The sequence below is a fragment of the Staphylococcus sp. GDY8P120P genome (genome assembly GCF_017892065.1).
In the GTDB taxonomy this organism is placed as follows: Bacteria; Bacillota; Bacilli; order Staphylococcales; family Staphylococcaceae; genus Staphylococcus; species Staphylococcus nepalensis.
Genome location: NZ_JAESKI010000029.1, coordinates 20,220 through 36,491, shown reverse-complemented (window position 1 = coordinate 36,491; position 16,272 = coordinate 20,220). Strand labels below are relative to the sequence as shown.

At 32.5% G+C, this 16,272-nt stretch carries 16 protein-coding genes and 1 pseudogene; 10 read left to right on the top strand and 7 right to left on the bottom strand.

Annotated features, from left to right (window positions below):
• Together KA900_RS13705 and KA900_RS13700 are read right to left on the bottom strand one after the other, a co-directional pair.
• Positions 1–362 (bottom strand): annotated as a pseudogene (locus tag KA900_RS13705) (transposase); the annotation flags it as partial.
• Positions 363–649: 287 nt separating this feature from the next.
• Positions 650–1,285, bottom strand: coding sequence for a hypothetical protein (locus tag KA900_RS13700; RefSeq protein ID WP_096808573.1), 636 nt, complete (start codon positions 1,283–1,285; stop codon positions 650–652).
• Between the two features lie 276 nt (positions 1,286–1,561).
• Here KA900_RS13700 and KA900_RS13695 point away from each other — a divergent pair, with 276 nt between their 5' ends.
• Positions 1,562–2,467: an alpha/beta hydrolase fold domain-containing protein gene (locus KA900_RS13695; RefSeq protein ID WP_096808574.1), complete on the top strand. Its 906-nt coding sequence runs from the start codon at positions 1,562–1,564 to the stop codon at positions 2,465–2,467.
• Between the two features lie 118 nt (positions 2,468–2,585).
• Here the strand turns inward: KA900_RS13695 and KA900_RS13690 are convergent, their stop codons facing one another.
• Both KA900_RS13690 and KA900_RS13685 read right to left on the bottom strand, forming a co-directional pair.
• Entirely contained in the window at positions 2,586–2,993 is a 408-nt protein-coding gene (locus tag KA900_RS13690) for a hypothetical protein (RefSeq protein ID WP_119488212.1), read from the bottom strand.
• A gap of 13 nt (positions 2,994–3,006) precedes the next feature.
• Complete coding sequence (locus tag KA900_RS13685; RefSeq protein WP_119488213.1) at positions 3,007–3,474, bottom strand: thioesterase family protein; 468 nt, start codon at positions 3,472–3,474, stop codon at positions 3,007–3,009.
• A gap of 138 nt (positions 3,475–3,612) precedes the next feature.
• Here KA900_RS13685 and corA point away from each other — a divergent pair, with 138 nt between their 5' ends.
• Together corA and fni are read left to right on the top strand one after the other, a co-directional pair.
• Complete coding sequence (gene corA / locus KA900_RS13680; RefSeq protein ID WP_115341989.1) at positions 3,613–4,560, top strand: magnesium/cobalt transporter CorA; 948 nt, start codon at positions 3,613–3,615, stop codon at positions 4,558–4,560.
• Positions 4,561–4,631: 71 nt separating this feature from the next.
• Entirely contained in the window at positions 4,632–5,675 is a 1,044-nt protein-coding gene (gene fni, locus KA900_RS13675) for a type 2 isopentenyl-diphosphate Delta-isomerase (RefSeq protein WP_103372879.1), read from the top strand.
• A gap of 267 nt (positions 5,676–5,942) precedes the next feature.
• Here fni and gltS read toward each other — a convergent pair whose 3' ends face one another.
• Entirely contained in the window at positions 5,943–7,148 is a 1,206-nt protein-coding gene (gltS, locus tag KA900_RS13670; RefSeq protein WP_096808578.1) for a sodium/glutamate symporter, read from the bottom strand.
• Between the two features lie 344 nt (positions 7,149–7,492).
• Here gltS and KA900_RS13665 point away from each other — a divergent pair, with 344 nt between their 5' ends.
• The 4 genes from KA900_RS13665 to KA900_RS13650 all read left to right on the top strand — a co-directional run bounded on the left by KA900_RS13665 (position 7,493) and on the right by KA900_RS13650 (position 10,722).
• Positions 7,493–7,816 carry a PadR family transcriptional regulator gene (locus tag KA900_RS13665; RefSeq protein WP_103373682.1) on the top strand — a complete coding sequence of 108 codons (324 nt, stop codon included), beginning with the start codon at positions 7,493–7,495 and terminating at the stop codon, positions 7,814–7,816.
• The gene (locus KA900_RS13660) at positions 7,809–8,369 is read left to right on the top strand and encodes an HAAS signaling domain-containing protein (RefSeq protein ID WP_096808580.1); all 561 of its coding nucleotides are present in this window, start codon (positions 7,809–7,811) and stop codon (positions 8,367–8,369) included. Before KA900_RS13665 ends, KA900_RS13660 begins: the two co-directional genes overlap by 8 nt.
• The gene (locus tag KA900_RS13655; protein WP_107644421.1) at positions 8,366–9,166 is read left to right on the top strand and encodes a DUF4097 family beta strand repeat-containing protein; all 801 of its coding nucleotides are present in this window, start codon (positions 8,366–8,368) and stop codon (positions 9,164–9,166) included. Before KA900_RS13660 ends, KA900_RS13655 begins: the two co-directional genes overlap by 4 nt.
• 227 nt (positions 9,167–9,393) lie before the next feature.
• Positions 9,394–10,722: a Na+/H+ antiporter NhaC family protein gene (locus KA900_RS13650; RefSeq protein WP_096808582.1), complete on the top strand. Its 1,329-nt coding sequence runs from the start codon at positions 9,394–9,396 to the stop codon at positions 10,720–10,722.
• A gap of 70 nt (positions 10,723–10,792) precedes the next feature.
• Here KA900_RS13650 and KA900_RS13645 read toward each other — a convergent pair whose 3' ends face one another.
• The gene (locus KA900_RS13645; RefSeq protein WP_096808583.1) at positions 10,793–11,404 is read right to left on the bottom strand and encodes a DNA-3-methyladenine glycosylase; all 612 of its coding nucleotides are present in this window, start codon (positions 11,402–11,404) and stop codon (positions 10,793–10,795) included.
• Between the two features lie 210 nt (positions 11,405–11,614).
• Between KA900_RS13645 and KA900_RS13640 the strand changes: the two genes are divergently transcribed.
• The gene (locus tag KA900_RS13640; RefSeq protein WP_107644420.1) at positions 11,615–12,193 is read left to right on the top strand and encodes a DUF805 domain-containing protein; all 579 of its coding nucleotides are present in this window, start codon (positions 11,615–11,617) and stop codon (positions 12,191–12,193) included.
• Positions 12,194–12,265: 72 nt separating this feature from the next.
• Here the strand turns inward: KA900_RS13640 and KA900_RS13635 are convergent, their stop codons facing one another.
• The gene (locus KA900_RS13635) at positions 12,266–13,885 is read right to left on the bottom strand and encodes a ribulokinase (RefSeq protein ID WP_107644419.1); all 1,620 of its coding nucleotides are present in this window, start codon (positions 13,883–13,885) and stop codon (positions 12,266–12,268) included.
• Positions 13,886–14,132: 247 nt separating this feature from the next.
• On the opposite strand from KA900_RS13635, the gene KA900_RS13630 reads away from it, so the two are divergent.
• On the top strand, positions 14,133–15,032 hold the full coding sequence (locus KA900_RS13630; protein ID WP_096808586.1) for an ABC transporter ATP-binding protein: 900 nt from the start codon (positions 14,133–14,135) through the stop codon (positions 15,030–15,032).
• Positions 15,025–16,263, top strand: coding sequence for an ABC transporter permease (locus KA900_RS13625; RefSeq protein ID WP_096808587.1), 1,239 nt, complete (start codon positions 15,025–15,027; stop codon positions 16,261–16,263). Before KA900_RS13630 ends, KA900_RS13625 begins: the two co-directional genes overlap by 8 nt.
• Positions 16,264–16,272: the final 9 nt, after the last annotated feature.

The window sequence follows — 16,272 nt, the reverse complement described above, 5'->3', positions numbered from 1 at the left end:
TGTGAAATTGAATAAATAAAGATTCTAATAAGGCGTCTACTTTAGGGTTTACTCTAAAACGATTAATTGCTTTATAAGAAGGTGTTTGATTTTGTGACAGCCACGTCATTCGGATACGATCATTAAGCAGTTTTTCTATTTTACGACCAGAAAATACGGATTGTGTGTAGGCATATAGAATAATTTTCAACATCATTTTGTGATGTTATGATGTAGCACCACGATGATGTTTGAATTCATCGAATTCATTTTCAGGTATTGTTTCAACGATTTCATTAACATGTCGTGACATATCATTTGTGGGGATAAGAACTGAAGTTTCCATTGGTAGTGTGTTGAGTCATGTTATAATCTTTATACATAAGGCACCTCGTTAATTTAGTTTAGTTGTGTTTATTAAATTATACGTAAGGGCCTTATTTTTTTAAAGTATTTTAATGTAAAATTACATATAAATGTGAGGTGTTTTGGCGAGACTCTTGAGGGAATAGGACAAGCTGAAGACTACAGGCTGAAGCTGTCCCCTAAGAAAGCGAGCCAACAATACGAAGTATTGAATAAAAAGAAGCACTCAGATGAATTAAATCATCTGAGTGCTATTTTTCTGGGATTTATGTCCCAGGCTCTTTTTTTAGATTGGAATTACTGTCTATATGCGGGGTTTACGATTTCTAAAGAACAAACTGATGAGAAGTAACGCTATACTACACCCTAATAAAATAAAAGCATTATGTATAGCATTAGCTTCTGTTAAAATTTGTGTTGAATCTACTGTGATATAATATTGGTTCATTGAATCAGCGATTCTTGATGCTATGTTTTTAATTAAGTAAGAAAAACCGAAAGTAATCACAAGCATAATCGCTATAACAAATAGATTAACGATTTTTAAAGCCGTTCTGTTAAAGAATACAGTGAAAATAGTTAACACGATACTTAATATACAAGCAATAAAGAATACATAAAAGACTAAGATTAATCTGTCGATACTCGTTTGTAGATTGTCGATGCTTTCTATATTAATATTTAAATTAGTAAAATTATTAATTGTTTCTTGGAAATTGGTAAGTTCCTTAAAATTAACAGTTTCGTTTGCAAAGACTAAATTGAAAATCGGCTCTTTAAACATGCTATATCCAGAAATTGCAACTAAGATTAATACGATGACTTGTATGATAAGACTAACCCAAGATTTCTTCTTTTTCCCGTAACGTGTGCCACGTTGCATTGGCTCACTTGTGAGGGTGTGTTCAAAATCTTTAAATTGATGATTATTTGCTGTCATAACTTACTCCTTTCACTGCAGTTATTTATTATATTGTTATTCTATGACTTTTATTTTGTTATAATATTGGATAACTGTTACATTTTAGTTAATGAAGTTGTACGCTTTGATTTTATTTAATACAGTACGAGTGATATGTTTATTTTCACTTTCTATTATAACTTCGTTTTTTATGTCATTATTTTAATTTTATCACATTATTTATTTTAAAAACCAAATTAATACAAAATTTCTAAAGTTTGAAAATTTGTTATAAAAAGATAGGACTGATTTTAAATGAAGTCAAGATTAACAACAAAATTTGTTAATAAATATTTATTACCACATCGTTCAATTATGTTTAATGACAAACATAACTTTGAACAATTTCTTAAAAAAAGATTAACGATGAATGAAAAGAAGCATAAACAGCCTGAAACATTGAATGTAAAATCTGACTTAGACAAACAAATGATAAATGATATGCAATTGTTTAGATTTCGTTTTAGACATAGCCAGCAAAAGAAAATTTTATATATTCATGGGGGATATAATGTTTTGCAACCCTCTGCGTTTCATTGGCGGTTTATGGACAAGCTTGCTTTGAGTACTTTATATGAAGTTGTTTTACCTATTTACCCTAAAGCGCCAAAATATCATATTGAAGATACATATGCAGCCATTCATAAAGTATATGAACAATTATTACAAGAATGTAGTAATGAAGATATTGTTGTAATGGGAGATGGTACAGGCGGAGGGCTTGCGCTCAGCTTTGTTCAACAACTAGTGTCTGAAAATTTACCATTGCCGGCTAAAGTTTATTTATTTTCGCCAATGTTAGATGCTCAACTAAACAATGAGCTTATCACCAAAGATTTAATAGAAAAAGATCTCATTTTAAATACAGATGGTTTACAGAAAATCATGAAAGTATGGTCTGGAGATTTACCGTTAAATGATAGTAGAATATCGCCTATTTATGGAAAATTATTTGGATTGCCGCCGATATATATATTTGGCGGTGGACGAGAAATATATCTGCCAGATATGAAAAAATTAGCTTATATTTTAGAAGGTATGAGACAGCCGGTGCAATTGTTTACCTTTAAAAGAATGGTGAATGCTTTTGCATTATTACCTATTAGAGAATCACATAAAGTTGTTAAAGAAGTTGTGAATACGCTTCATGACAAACGTTAGCTAATTGAGGATTTTAAAGTTGTTATGAAAAATGCATGGGATTGAACATAGATTACTGGACCTGCAAAAGTGTGTACATTAGATTTTTGTAGGTCCAGTTATTATTGTTGACTGCGTGTTAAAAATACTTTTTTACCGTTGAATTGATGGAAGCAATCACAGTTTGGGTCCCTTTTAATCTATAATGTTGTCCCAAAAATACATTGAAATCTTGTGTTGGTACGCTCATCATTTTAAATTCTAAATTAGATTTTTCAAATGCTTGTGAAGTTTTTTGAGCATACTCTGTGTACTTCTCGAGAAAATCTCTTTCTGATGGATGTTGTTCTATTAAAGAGCTAATTGTGTCTATAGCTTGTTTTTGTCCTTGTAAATAGCTAATATCTAATCCACGTTGTATAAGCTGGCTATCAGGACCATTGATAACAAGTTGTTTATTTTGGTTGAGTTCGCTTAATTCAGCTTTAGTTTGGTCTATTAAATCATATAGTTGAATATTTACATCGTCCATCATTTTTTGTGACATTTGTAAGCACTCCTTATCTAGATATACGGATACGATGACCTAATTGTTTGGGCCAATCGATGCGTTGTTGATGGTCATAATAATGACTTATTTGTTTCGCAAAATGATCAGGAAAGGGCGCTGTTTTACTGTTAGTCCGATCAATTCCTAACATCATTGCTTCGTTAGTTGCTACATTTGTGCCATCTTGTTTAGACATGATTGAAAAGAAATGTACACTTTTTTCGTTGTAATCATAAATATAGATGTCGATGGTAAACACATCACCTTCAGTTAATTCTGATAAATAAGCAGTCTGTTCTTCAACGGTGAATAGTGTATAGTTTAATGTTTTGCGCTCCGCTAATGATAATCCATGTATGTAATTAAATTGGTTAATCGCTTCGCTAAACACCATGTTATAGTTAGCATCATGTACATGGCCATTATAATCTATCATATCGCTTGTAACAACTTGTGTTACCTTAAAAGGATCATTCATGGGTACCTCTCCTTATTTTATTAATAGTTACCATTTAATTATTGAAATATATCTAATATCAGTCTACTAAAAATAGTATATAACATACACATATATCATTTCATGATAAAATAAAGAAAATGATGTCCGGGGTGAGCTATGACGATAACAATTAAATATTTATCTCACGAAAACAAATTAACACCAGTTGATCGTTTAGACGATATACCTGATACCGCACAATTTGTATGGTGTGATTTAAACCAACCAACAGATGCTGAAAATAATTTTTTACAAACGTATTTTAACTTTAATAAACTCGAAATTGATGATACAGTGAACGGGACACCAAGGGCTAAATACAAAATATATGATTCATATCAATATATTGTTATCCATGGGTTGAATCGTAAAACGTTTAACACAAAAGCATTAAATCTTTTTATTAAAGATCGTTTACTCATTACATATCACCATCAACCATTTAATGTTTTAAAACAAGTAGAAGAGAATATAAAAGAACGCGCACTTGGTGGTCTTCAACTTGAAGAGATTGTGATGAGCATTTTAGATTACGTAGTAGATAGCTATTTTGAATTAGTATATGATATTGAAGATAAGGTATATGCATTTGAAGATAGACAAGCGCATTATGACTCCATGAAAACGGATATGGATGACGTTTTTATGATACGTCAAGAACTGATTAAATTAAAACGTGTTATATATCCAATGAAAGTACTGGTAGATCAGTTAAAAGAAAGCAGTCAGTTATTAGTGAATGATAAAAATGATTTGTATATTCAGCACATAGATGATCACATGATAAAACAACAAAATATTTTAAAAATATGTCAAGAAATGACAAATGAGATTAAAGACAATCTCGTCTCGTATGCTTCATATAAAATGAATCGAATTATGCAAATGCTCACTTTGGTATCTGTAGTTTTTTTACCTTTAACATTGATTACAGGCATTTATGGCATGAATTTTGTGAATATGCCAGAACTAAAGTGGTATTATGGTTATTATATTGTATTGGTGCTTATGTTATGTATTAGCGTAGGCTGCGTTATTTATTTTAAAAAAGAAAAATGGTTTTAGCTAAATGATTTTAAAAAATGACTATGCAATGTAGGTAAGATAACAATAAGTATTGAAGGTAGGAGCGAACAATGAGCGATTTTAAAAGAGAACAAAGAAAAAATGAACATGTTGAGATTGCAATGGCTCAAACTGATGCGACAATCTCAGATTTTGATGAAATTCGATTTGTACACCACTCGATTCCAAGTATAGATGTCAGTGACATCAACCTTGAAAGTTCACTTAAAGATTTTACACTGAGCCAACCACTATATATTAATGCAATGACTGGTGGGAGCGAATGGACTAAACAGATTAATGAGAAATTAGCAATGATTGCACGTGAAAGTGGCATGGCAATGGCAGTAGGTTCTACACATGCGGCGTTGCGTAATAGTAAAATGGCTTCATCATTTACCATTGTTCGTGAAACGAATCCGAATGGAATAATATTTAGCAATGTGGGCGCCGATGTGCCGGTAGATAAAGCAGTAGAGTCTGTGCATTTGTTAGACGCGCAAGCTTTACAAGTGCACGTAAACGCGCCTCAGGAACTAGTGATGCCTGAAGGAAATAGGATTTTTTCAACTTGGATGGACAATCTTGCACAAATCGTAGCGCGTGTAGATGTACCAGTGATTATAAAAGAAGTAGGATTTGGCATGAGTAAAGAAACAATTAAACAATTACATGAAATTGGTATCAGATATGTAGATGTAAGTGGACGAGGCGGTACGAATTTTGTAGATATTGAGAATGAAAGACGTAGTTATAAAGACATGGACTATTTAAGTTTATGGGGGCAAACTACAGTTGAATCATTGCTAGAAAGTACTTCTTATCAAAGAGACATGGATATACTTGCTAGTGGGGGCGTGCGCTCACCATTAGACGTTATAAAATGTTTGGCTTTAGGAGCGAGTGCTGTAGGCATGTCACGGCCGTTTTTAAATCAAGTTGAAAATTATGGCATTACTGAAACACTTAACTATACAGAACAATTTACTGAACATATGAAAAAGATTATGACAATGTTAGATGCACGTTCACCTAAAGATTTGAAAAATGCACAAATGATTTTTGGCCCTAAGCTACAATCTTGGATTGATCAACGAAATATCGATATTTTCTAACCGATGTTTTATGTTTAGTTACAATGAAATGTTTTTTTGGATTTATAAAAATAGAATAATGAGGCAAGTAATTGAGACGTAAAAAATGTCTTAATCAAAGTATAATATAGGCAATAGCATAATAAGATTGAAATTTTGAATACTGCCTATAAATAATGCGTATATGTTATGTCCAGTCATTGGACTTGCAGATAAACACATAAAAGCCTGAGACATGTTTTTTCTTTATGTCTCAGGCTTTCTTTATCTCGAAATTGACTTTTATGGTTAGAATATATTAATAAATGTTGTAACAATCGGTACACCCAACAAGTCGATTAAAAATGCGCCAACGATAGGTACAACGAGATATGATTTCGGTGAAGCACCGAATTTTTTAGTGATAACATCTAAGTTTGCCATAGCATTTGGTGTCGCACCAAGACCATGACCAATAAAGCCACCAATCATAACTGCGGCATCGTAATTTTTTCCTAAACCGCGGAAAACAATAAATACAGAGAAAAGAACGATAAATAATACTTGTATTAAAACGATAATAATTAACGGTATGGCCAATTGATAGATTTCAGTAAGTTGAATACTCATTAAAGCGATAGATAAGAATAAACTTAATGAAATGTCACCGATATTATCTATAAATTTCATATCAATTAGATTTAAATTATTATATTCAGAAATGTTACGGATAATCACTGCTACAAACATAGCGCCAACATAAATTGGAATATTGATGCCCGTTAAATCAGAGAATGTATTTCCTAAATATGATCCAATTGCCATACAAATAGCAACGATTGTAAATTGTAAGAAAAAGATAGTAGTAGGATTCATACGGTTACGTAAATATTCATTAGATTTAACATTGCCATAGTCTTTGGTTGTCTCTTCGGCATTTTCTGGTTTTAAATTATATTTAGTTATCAAGAATTTTACAACGGGACCGCCAATTAAACCACCAGCGACAAGTCCTAGTGTCGCTGCAGCTAAAGCAGCAGTCAATGCAGAATCAATACCCATACTTTGAATGGTTTGGCCATATGCAGCTGCATTGCCGTGGCCGCCTTCCATAGACATTGAGCCAGCAGTCAAACCGAGTAATGGTGATATATTTAATACTTTTGCTAATGAAATACCAATTAAGTTTTGGAAAATAGCAAGAATACCACAAAAAATAAAATATAAAATTAATACTTTTCCACCTAAGCGCAATAATTTTAACGAAGCGCCTAAACCAATTGTTGTAAAGAATGCAAGCATAAAGAAATTTTGAATGAATTCTGAGTCCAACTTAATTGTTAAGATTTGTGTTGATTGTAAAATAGCGACTAGAATTGAAAACAATAAACCGCCGATTACAGGTGCAGGAATACATAGCTTTCTTAATATTGAAACATGATTCACAATGTAGATACCTAAAAGGTATAACATGCTTGCGAGCGCTAAAGTAGTAATTGCATCTAGCTCTAGCATTTTCATTCCCCCTTAAATTTCAAGTAAATCTCTTGAGTGTTGTTATGTAAATGAAGTGATGTGCAAATTGATCATAAAGAAAGAGCTTACAAAAAGCCCATAGTAACCATTATACATATGTAAATAACATAAAGCTAGTTTAGAATTAAATAATAAACAGAATTAATGGTAACGATTTCAAAACTGTTGATCTACATTTTAAAAAATATGTGATTCGTAAGCAAGTATATATATTACTTTTAAAAATATAACATAGTACTTTGCATTGTACAGTAGTATGTGCTATATTGTTTTTAACAACTACTGTGTAATGTATAGTACTGGTTTTTAAGAGGAGGTAACCAATGAACAGTCAATTTAAAAAAGGGGCGCTTGAACTTATCGTGTTACTCATAATAAAAAAAGATGACCAATATGGTTATTCGTTAGTACAAAACATTTCTAGGCATATGAGTATCGCAGAAGGAACTGTATATCCATTATTACGAAGATTGGTGAAAAATGGTGAGCTTACAACGTATTATCAACCTTCTACTGAAGGCCCCGCTAGAAAGTATTACCGTATTACTGATCAAGGTATACAAAGATTAGCAGATTTATTACAAGAATGGCAGTTATTTTCAGATACTGTAGAGATATTTATTAAGGAGAGTGATATAAATGACTAAAAATGAATTTTTAAAGCAGTTGCATAAACATTTAAAGCATACTTCTGATGAAGAAAGACAAGACATATTGAATGAATATGAAACGCATTTTTATAGTGGGTTTAAAGAAGGAAAAACAGAGGCGCAAATTTCGGCTGAACTTGGTGACCCTAGAAATTTAGCGAAAGAATTAAATGCTACTGCAGCCGTTGAAAAAGCAGAACATAGTAATAAATTTGGTGATGTTGGGAATGCTATTTTTGCAGTGATGGGTTTAAGTTTATTAAACTTCTTTGTTATTTTAGTTCCATTTGTTTTTATCTTGAGTATTGTTATTTCATTAATTATTACGACCATCTCATTCGTATTTAGTCCAGTATTATTACTAATAAAAGGAATGATTGAAGGATTTGAATATGTCTTGCTTTTTGATGTTTACGCAGTAGGAGCGATATTTGGTGTCGGTTTGATGCTTTTTGTCATCACGTATTTAATTTCAAAAGCGTTTTATTTAATTTGTGTGAAGTATCTTAGATGGAATATTAAAGTCGTGAAAAGGAGTGCAGTTTCATGAAAAAAACATTAATCATCCTTTTTATAATCGGTTTGGTTATAACGATTTTTTGTAGTATTGGCGCGATTCAACAATTTAAAATAGAAAATGAAAAATCAAAGGAAACATCTGTGAATTATCATAAAGTGTATGACCAAGATCATATAAATAAATTGGACGTAGATTTAGAGAAGAGTAACGTGACGATCCAAAAAGGAGATCAATTTAAAGTTGAATCACGTGGAACAAAAGGTGAAACGCATATGAATACAAATGTTAAAAACGGTACACTTTATGTAAAAGATAAAGCGTTAGATAATAAAAGCGATATCTCTTTTTTAGATTTTGAACATAATCACGTAGTAGTCACGTTACCTAAATCATTAGATCATTTGGATGTGAATACTTATTCAGGTTCTATCAAATTAGATAGCGTGTATGCTGACTATGCCAAATTATATGCAGACGTATCAGAGATGACGATTCAAAATTCTGAATTTGATCGATTGATTAGTAAAGTTGATGTTGCAAATGTTCATATAGCACATACTCAGTTTAATTCTGGAGAGTTTGCATCAGATACGGGTAATTTTGAAATAGACGATATGCCAGCTGATAAGCCAATTAATGTGAAAACAGATGTGGGCAATGTATCTATGAAGTATGGTGACCAACGGCCTAAAAACACACGTGTAGCATTTGAAAGTGATATCGGAGAACTAACAATTAATGACCGCTTATTTAAAAATAAACAAGTAGGCAATGGCAGACATCTCATCCATATTGAAACAGATACAGGTAATGCAGAAATTAATTAAATGAAAAGTTAATTAATAGTTAGAAAAATAGTTTGTATAAGTCAACAAGAGCGGAACAGAAATCATATTTAGATTTCATTGTTCCGCTTTTTACATTGCTTAAAGGTTTAACACTTATTATATATATAGGAATAAAAAGCAATTTAAATTTTAATATTTCTGTCTTAGTCACTTTTTTGATATACTGTAAGCCATATAAAATGACGGTAATAATAAGGAGAAGTATTATGCAGGAAAATAATAGAAGTGACAAGCAATATGGTGCTTTAGCGCTTCTGCCATTAGTTATATTTTTAGGTTTATATATTGGTGTCGGTATTACATTTACAATGATGGGAAAAGAAAATGCTTTTGATCAATTGCCGAGACATGTGGCTATTTTTATAGGTATCATCATCGCCTGGACATGCTATGATAGAAAAACTAAATTTACTAAAAAAGTAGAGATATTCACAGAACATGCAGGAAACTCAGGTATTGTTAACTTAGGTTTAATTCTGTTATTAGCTGGTGCTTTTTCTACTGTTACGTCTGAAATGGGCGGCAAAGAAGCTATGGTAAATATGGGGCTTTCAGTTATTCCACCTAGTTTACTTATACCTGGTATATTTATTATGAGTGGTTTTGCTGCGTTGACACTAGGTACATCGACTGGTGCACAAGCTGCTTTTATACCTGTTGGTGTTGCTGTGGCACAAGGCGCAGATTTAAGTGTAGCAGCAGCGGGCGCAGCTGTCATAGCTGGTGCTTATTTTGGTGATAATTTATCGATTATTTCCGATACAACCATAGCAGCTACCAATGGGGTAGGTGCCAAAATGAAAGATAAATTCAAGATGAACGTATTGATTGCTGTACCTGCAGCACTTATCACAGCAATTATTTATGCGTTTGTTGGTGGCACAGGCAAAGTTGAAGGTGATTTAAGCTTTAATTTTATTAATATTTTGCCTTATTTATTTGTGCTTGTAGCTGCAATAGTAGGCTTAGATGTTATATTAGTGCTGATTATTGGTATTGTCATGGCTGGGATGCTAGGAATGGTTCAAGGAAATTTAGGTGTGTTCCAATTCACTAAAGCAATTGGTGAAGGTATGGAAAGTATGTTCCTTATTTTTCTAGTAGCTTTCCTAGTTTCGGGACTTGTTGCATTGATTCGATATTATGGTGGTATTGACTGGATTATTAAAACAATGAAAGAGAAGGCAAGAGGACGTAAAAGTGCTGAATATGTAATTAGTTTAATGTCTGGTGTACTTTCTGCAGCTTTATCACATAATACATTAGCGATTATTATTTCTGCTCCGATCGCTAAAGAAATTGGTGATGAATATAAAGTGCCACCTAAACGCATGGCTAGTTTATTAGATATATTTGCTTGTTCTGCTTTAATGTTATTACCTCACGATAGTGGCATGTTAATGGTTGAGCAGTATGGGGATGTGTCTTATATAGAAGTTTTAAAATACACATTTTATCCAGTGGTATTAGTTATTTGTACAGTAATTACAATTCAATTTGGTTTACTTGATAAAGATAAAAAGACATTACAATAATAAATAAAAATGAAATATTAAATAGGTACAGTATCAATCAGTTCATTTTGATTGATACTGTACCTATTGGTTAGTGACGCCAAGTTTCTTGAGCAGAGACGGTTGAACGTTTTGGTATTCTTGAAACATAAGGATTGCCTTTAACGATAAAACGAAGTGGTTTGTGTGTCCATTCCCCTTTGTTCGGGATACCTATTCTTGGTGTTGCTTCAATTTGTTTAGGATACTTACGATTTTTAGTATCAATTTTGAGACGGCCTTCATTTAAACGAGCGCCATCTAAATATCTTGGTATATTAAATGCCTTTGTCCATTTTCCAGGACCATTTGTTAATTCGAAGCCATCTTTTTTTCTGTTTAAACGCATCACTTCAATGTTTTCTTCTGGTTCAATGGCGCGTATGAGTACGCCTTCCGGTACATCTTCTAGTTGAGTAACGAAATTGATGAGTAAATGCGTATGCATAACATGAGCGTAAATAGTACCTCCACGTTTGTATAAAGATTCTACTTTGGGTGTTCGTTTACCATTAAATCCGTGAGCTGCCTGGTCATTTTGACCAACATACGCTTCTGTTTCAACTATATAGCCAGTAAAAGTATGTAAATCATCCTCGAAAATGACGCGCACACCAAGTAAATCTTTAGCGATAGTAACTGTATCACGTTGTAAAAAATCCATTTATTAATCCTCCATTTAATAGTTTATAAAATTAAGTGTTTTTAAACACTTTTTGTAAATTTGTAAAATTGTGTTATCACTATGTTAAAACTTTGGTAGAATAAGGCATGTAAGTTGCCTAAATATTGAAAAAATTCAGTAAGACATATTAAGACTATAATAAAGTTAAACACTAATGATATCAAATGAATTTGGAGCGGAGGGAATCATTTGGAAAGGAAAGTCGGATTTGGCGAAGCATTTAAGTTGTTTTGGAAAAATTATTTAAATTTTAAAAGTCGCGCGCGAAGAAGTGAGTATTGGTATATGGTATTATGGCATATCATTTTTCTAATACCCGGCGGTATCTTATATCTTATAGGATTAATCGCATTAATAGCTGGCACTGCATCTCATTCTGAAGGCGCAGTTATGGGCAGTGTGCTCTTTTTGTTTATTAGTTTTATTTATTTTGCTATTTACGGATTAGTAACATTAATACCCAATTGGGCTTTATTTATCAGAAGATTTCATGATACAGGTAGATCGATGGTACTGCCCCTTAGTTATTTAGGTGTATCAATCATTACATACATTATATTACTAATTATTGGCTTTCAAGATTTAGAATCTACTAATATAGTAAATGTTATCATTATCGTGTTAATCTATGTATTTTATATAGGATTTGGTATCTATTTCCTAGTGATTGCTTGTTTAGATAGTGAACGAAAAACAAACAAGTATGGTCCGAGTCACAAATATGCTAACCAATATACTAAGATTGATAAAACATATAAAGAACAATAAATGAATATATAACTGCAAAAACCAAGTATAACAAACGAATGAGTTTGACTATACTTGGTTATTTATATAGTTCTAATTTTCTCTATATGATAAGGCAGCATAGGATTTTCCTAACAAATCGTGTAGCGCTTTGTATCGCTGAAATAATTTTTCATATTGTTGGACTTTTTCAGAGTCAGGTTGCAATCGATAATATACAGGTTGTTTCATATGATGGACAGTTTCTTTTAGGGATTGATACGCGCTCCCCACATTTGCACCTAGCATTGCTGCGCCTAAGGCTGTAGCATTTGAAGAATCCATAACGACGACGTCTTTATTTAGAACATTTGCATATATATCTACTAACAGTTTGCTTTTGATTGGAATGCCTCCAGCTGCGTATACAGTATTTACAGGGATATGATTTTTTTCAAATTGCTGCATAATCATTTTAGTGCCAAATGCTGTGGCTTCAATACACGCACGATGAATCATTGCAAATGGTGTTTGTAAAGTTAAACCAAAGATGCTTCCGGTAAGATTACTATCACTTAATATACTGCGGTTGCCATTGTGCCAATCTAATATGGTTACGTGTTGTTTATGAATAGGTATATCAGAAGCTAAATTTTCTAGGTGTTCTAACGTTGAGATACCTTGTTGCTCTGCTTGATCTACGATATGTTTTGGAGCGAGGCTTGCTGAATAATTAAATAAATCACCTACTGCAGGTTGGCCTGCTTCATAAGCGTATAAGCCAGGGATGATAGCATCCTTTACTGAACCGGTAATAGCGGGAATAGACACTTGTTTAGGATCAAGCATAAGATGACAAGTGCTTGTACCAATAACTGGTGTGAATTCGCCTTGCTCAATTGCTCCAACGCCAAGTACCCCTGAATGTGCGTCTATAATATATGGAGAAATTTGGACATGTTCAGTTAACCCCCATAATTTTTGATAGTAAGTTGCTAAATTGCCAGCGCTATCCCCAATATTTACTACGGGCGCTTCACATTTATTTTTTATAATTGCCGGTAATTCTGGATCAACCGCTTCAAAGAAAGCATAGTTGAAGCCATCTTTTTCACTGTAAAACCCTTTAAAACCAATCCCACAATTTGAGCGAATATTTTTATTCGTTAATAAACTAACGATATAGTCACCAGCTTCCATAATATACGCACTTTGAGCTAATATTTCAGGTGCTTTGTGTTTAACCTCTAATATTTTAGGAATCATCCATTCGCTGTTGACGCTATGGCCGTAAAAGTCTAACCAACCAACGTTATGGTTATCGCTCACTTCTTTCATAAACGTAGCTTCTTCTTGAGCGCCGTGATGCTTCCAGAGTTTGACATAAGCATGTGGATTATCTTTCAAATTTTCATGTGTATGTAATGGTTTGAAATCATTATCTAAAAAGACGATAGTACAGCTTGTAAAATCAACACCAATGCCAATAATACTTGAAGGATCAACGTTGCCATCTTTTAAAACGTGTTGTACGCCTTCTTCTAGAATCTTGGTGTAGTCTTCAGCATGCTGTAAAAAATAATTGTGCGGTAAATCACGTCCGTTTAACGAACCAGAAATCGTGCCATGCGGATATGCTTTAATATAGGTCGATATAATTTCACCATTAGAAGTATCTACTAGAAACACACGACCAGATGCTGTACCGTAATCGATACCAATACTATAACTCATATGCCATTACCTCCCAAACACATTTTTAATAAGTGGGAACACTTATTAAATTCAATGATAGTGCTTACAAAAATCATTGTAAAGACAATGTTATTTGTAGGCATTTGGTATAAATAAATTGACCAATAATAATATTTGTTTTTATGTGCATAACATGAATTAAATTACATATTAAAATGTATATTTAAGTTGTGAAATGTTATTATCGGTATATATTATTTGAATTTAAAGGGAGGGAAAGGTGATTATGGCTTTAAATATAGTGCATGTTACGAAACAATATAAAAATTTTACAGCAGTTAATGATATATCGCTAACTTTGGAACAAGGCAAAATGTTAGGATTTTTAGGAAGAAATGGGGCGGGGAAAACGACGACTTTCAGAATGATACTTGGATTAACGCCCGTCACAGAAGGCCAAATTTTATATAAAAATAAGCCGATTGATAAATCGATATATGACAATATAGGTTATTTGCCTGAAGAACGAGGACTACATCCGAAAATGAAAGTAGAAGATGAACTAAGATATTTAGCTACGTTAAAAGGTATGAAACCCAAAGCGATATCTAAGGCAATTGATTATTGGTTAAACCGTTTTGATATCGAAGAAAATAGAGGAAAGAAAATTGAGGCATTATCAAAAGGGAATCAACAAAAAATTCAACTACTTGCAAGTATGTTACATAATCCAGAATTATTAATATTAGATGAACCTTTTAGTGGTTTGGATCCAGTTAACGTTGAATTGTTAAAAGAAGCAGTAAAAGATTTGAATGAAGGCGGGACTACGATTATTTATAGTTCACATAGGATGGAACATGTAGAAGAACTTTGTGATGATGTTTGTATCCTTAATAAAGGAGCACTCGTGGTTTCAGGGCCAATTAATGAAGTTAAAGCAAATCACGGAAATAAAAGTGTGATTGTTGAAACACATCATGAAATGCCTGAATTAGACGATATATCTGGTGTTATGAGAGTTGAACGCAATAAAAGAGAAATCAAGGCATTCATAGAGGATGAAACTATTGCGGAAAAAATATATGAAGTTGTTGTAAAATATGGTTTTGTTAAAAGGTTTCAAGTTGTTGAGCCAACTTTAAATGAAATCTTTATTGATAAAGTAGGTGATGTGAATGGGTAAATTTTGGGCAACTTTTTCGCTAACATACAAGAGTAAAGTTAAAACAAAATCATTTATGATTTTTACTGCTATTGTGGTTATTTTAATGTTGGTGGCTGCAAACATTAATAAAATAGTTGATTTATTTGATGATGGACCCGATACCATTGGGGTTGTAACAAACCAAGACCAAATTTATAAAGCCGTTAAAGACCAAAGTAATCAACTAGATGGAGAAGCAAAATTTAAACAAGTGACGGAAGCACAAGCACAGCAACAAGTAAAAAATGAAAAGTTAGATAAAGCTTACGTCATTCAATTACATGATAGTAATAAACTTACGGGTAAAATTTTAAGTAAAGACACGGTTTCAAAACAAGATGAACAAAAATTACAGACGACATTAACAACTATGCAAACAAATCTTACCGCATCTAGTTTAAATCTTTCTCAAGACGAGTTGAAACAATTACAATCTCAAAGCAAAGTGAGTTCTGAAGTCGTTTCTGATAAAGCAAATGAATCTAATTTAAGCGAATCCCAAAAAACATTTAATACAGTTATAGTATATGCGGGTGTCATGTTAATGTTTTTCATTATTATCAACTATGCCAATCAAGTTGCAATGGAAATTGCAACCGAAAAAACATCGCGTGTTATTGAAATGATTATAACAAGTGTTTCACCTGTTACGCATATATTAGCTAAACTGACTGGTGTTATTGCTGTTGCACTAACTCAAATTATTATTTTCGTTGCAGCAGCTATTTTATGTATACTTGTATTTGATATTGGAGATATGCTTAAGGGGTTCGATATACAGCCTAATGAATTAACAGTGCAATTAATTATTGTTGGTGTTATTTCATTGATTGTAGGTATCCTTTCTTATATTATCTTAGCAGCTATTTTAGGTTCCATTACAGCACGCATTGAGGATATAAACCAATCACTCATGCCAATGACATTAATTAGCATGATTGCGTTTTATATTGCATTATTTAGCGTCATCAATCCAGACACGACATTAGCAAAAATTACAAGTTTTATCCCATTGATATCACCATTTATCATGTTTGTACGAGCATCGACACCTGATGTAATGACTTGGGAAATCGTTGTAAGTATTGCCTTGTCTATTATAATGATATTTATTTTACTTTATATTGCGGTAAGAAGTTATAAAGATACCATATTAAGTTTTGATAAAGGCTTATTGAAATCTATAAAACGTGTTTTTACTAAAAGTTAAATGATGCAT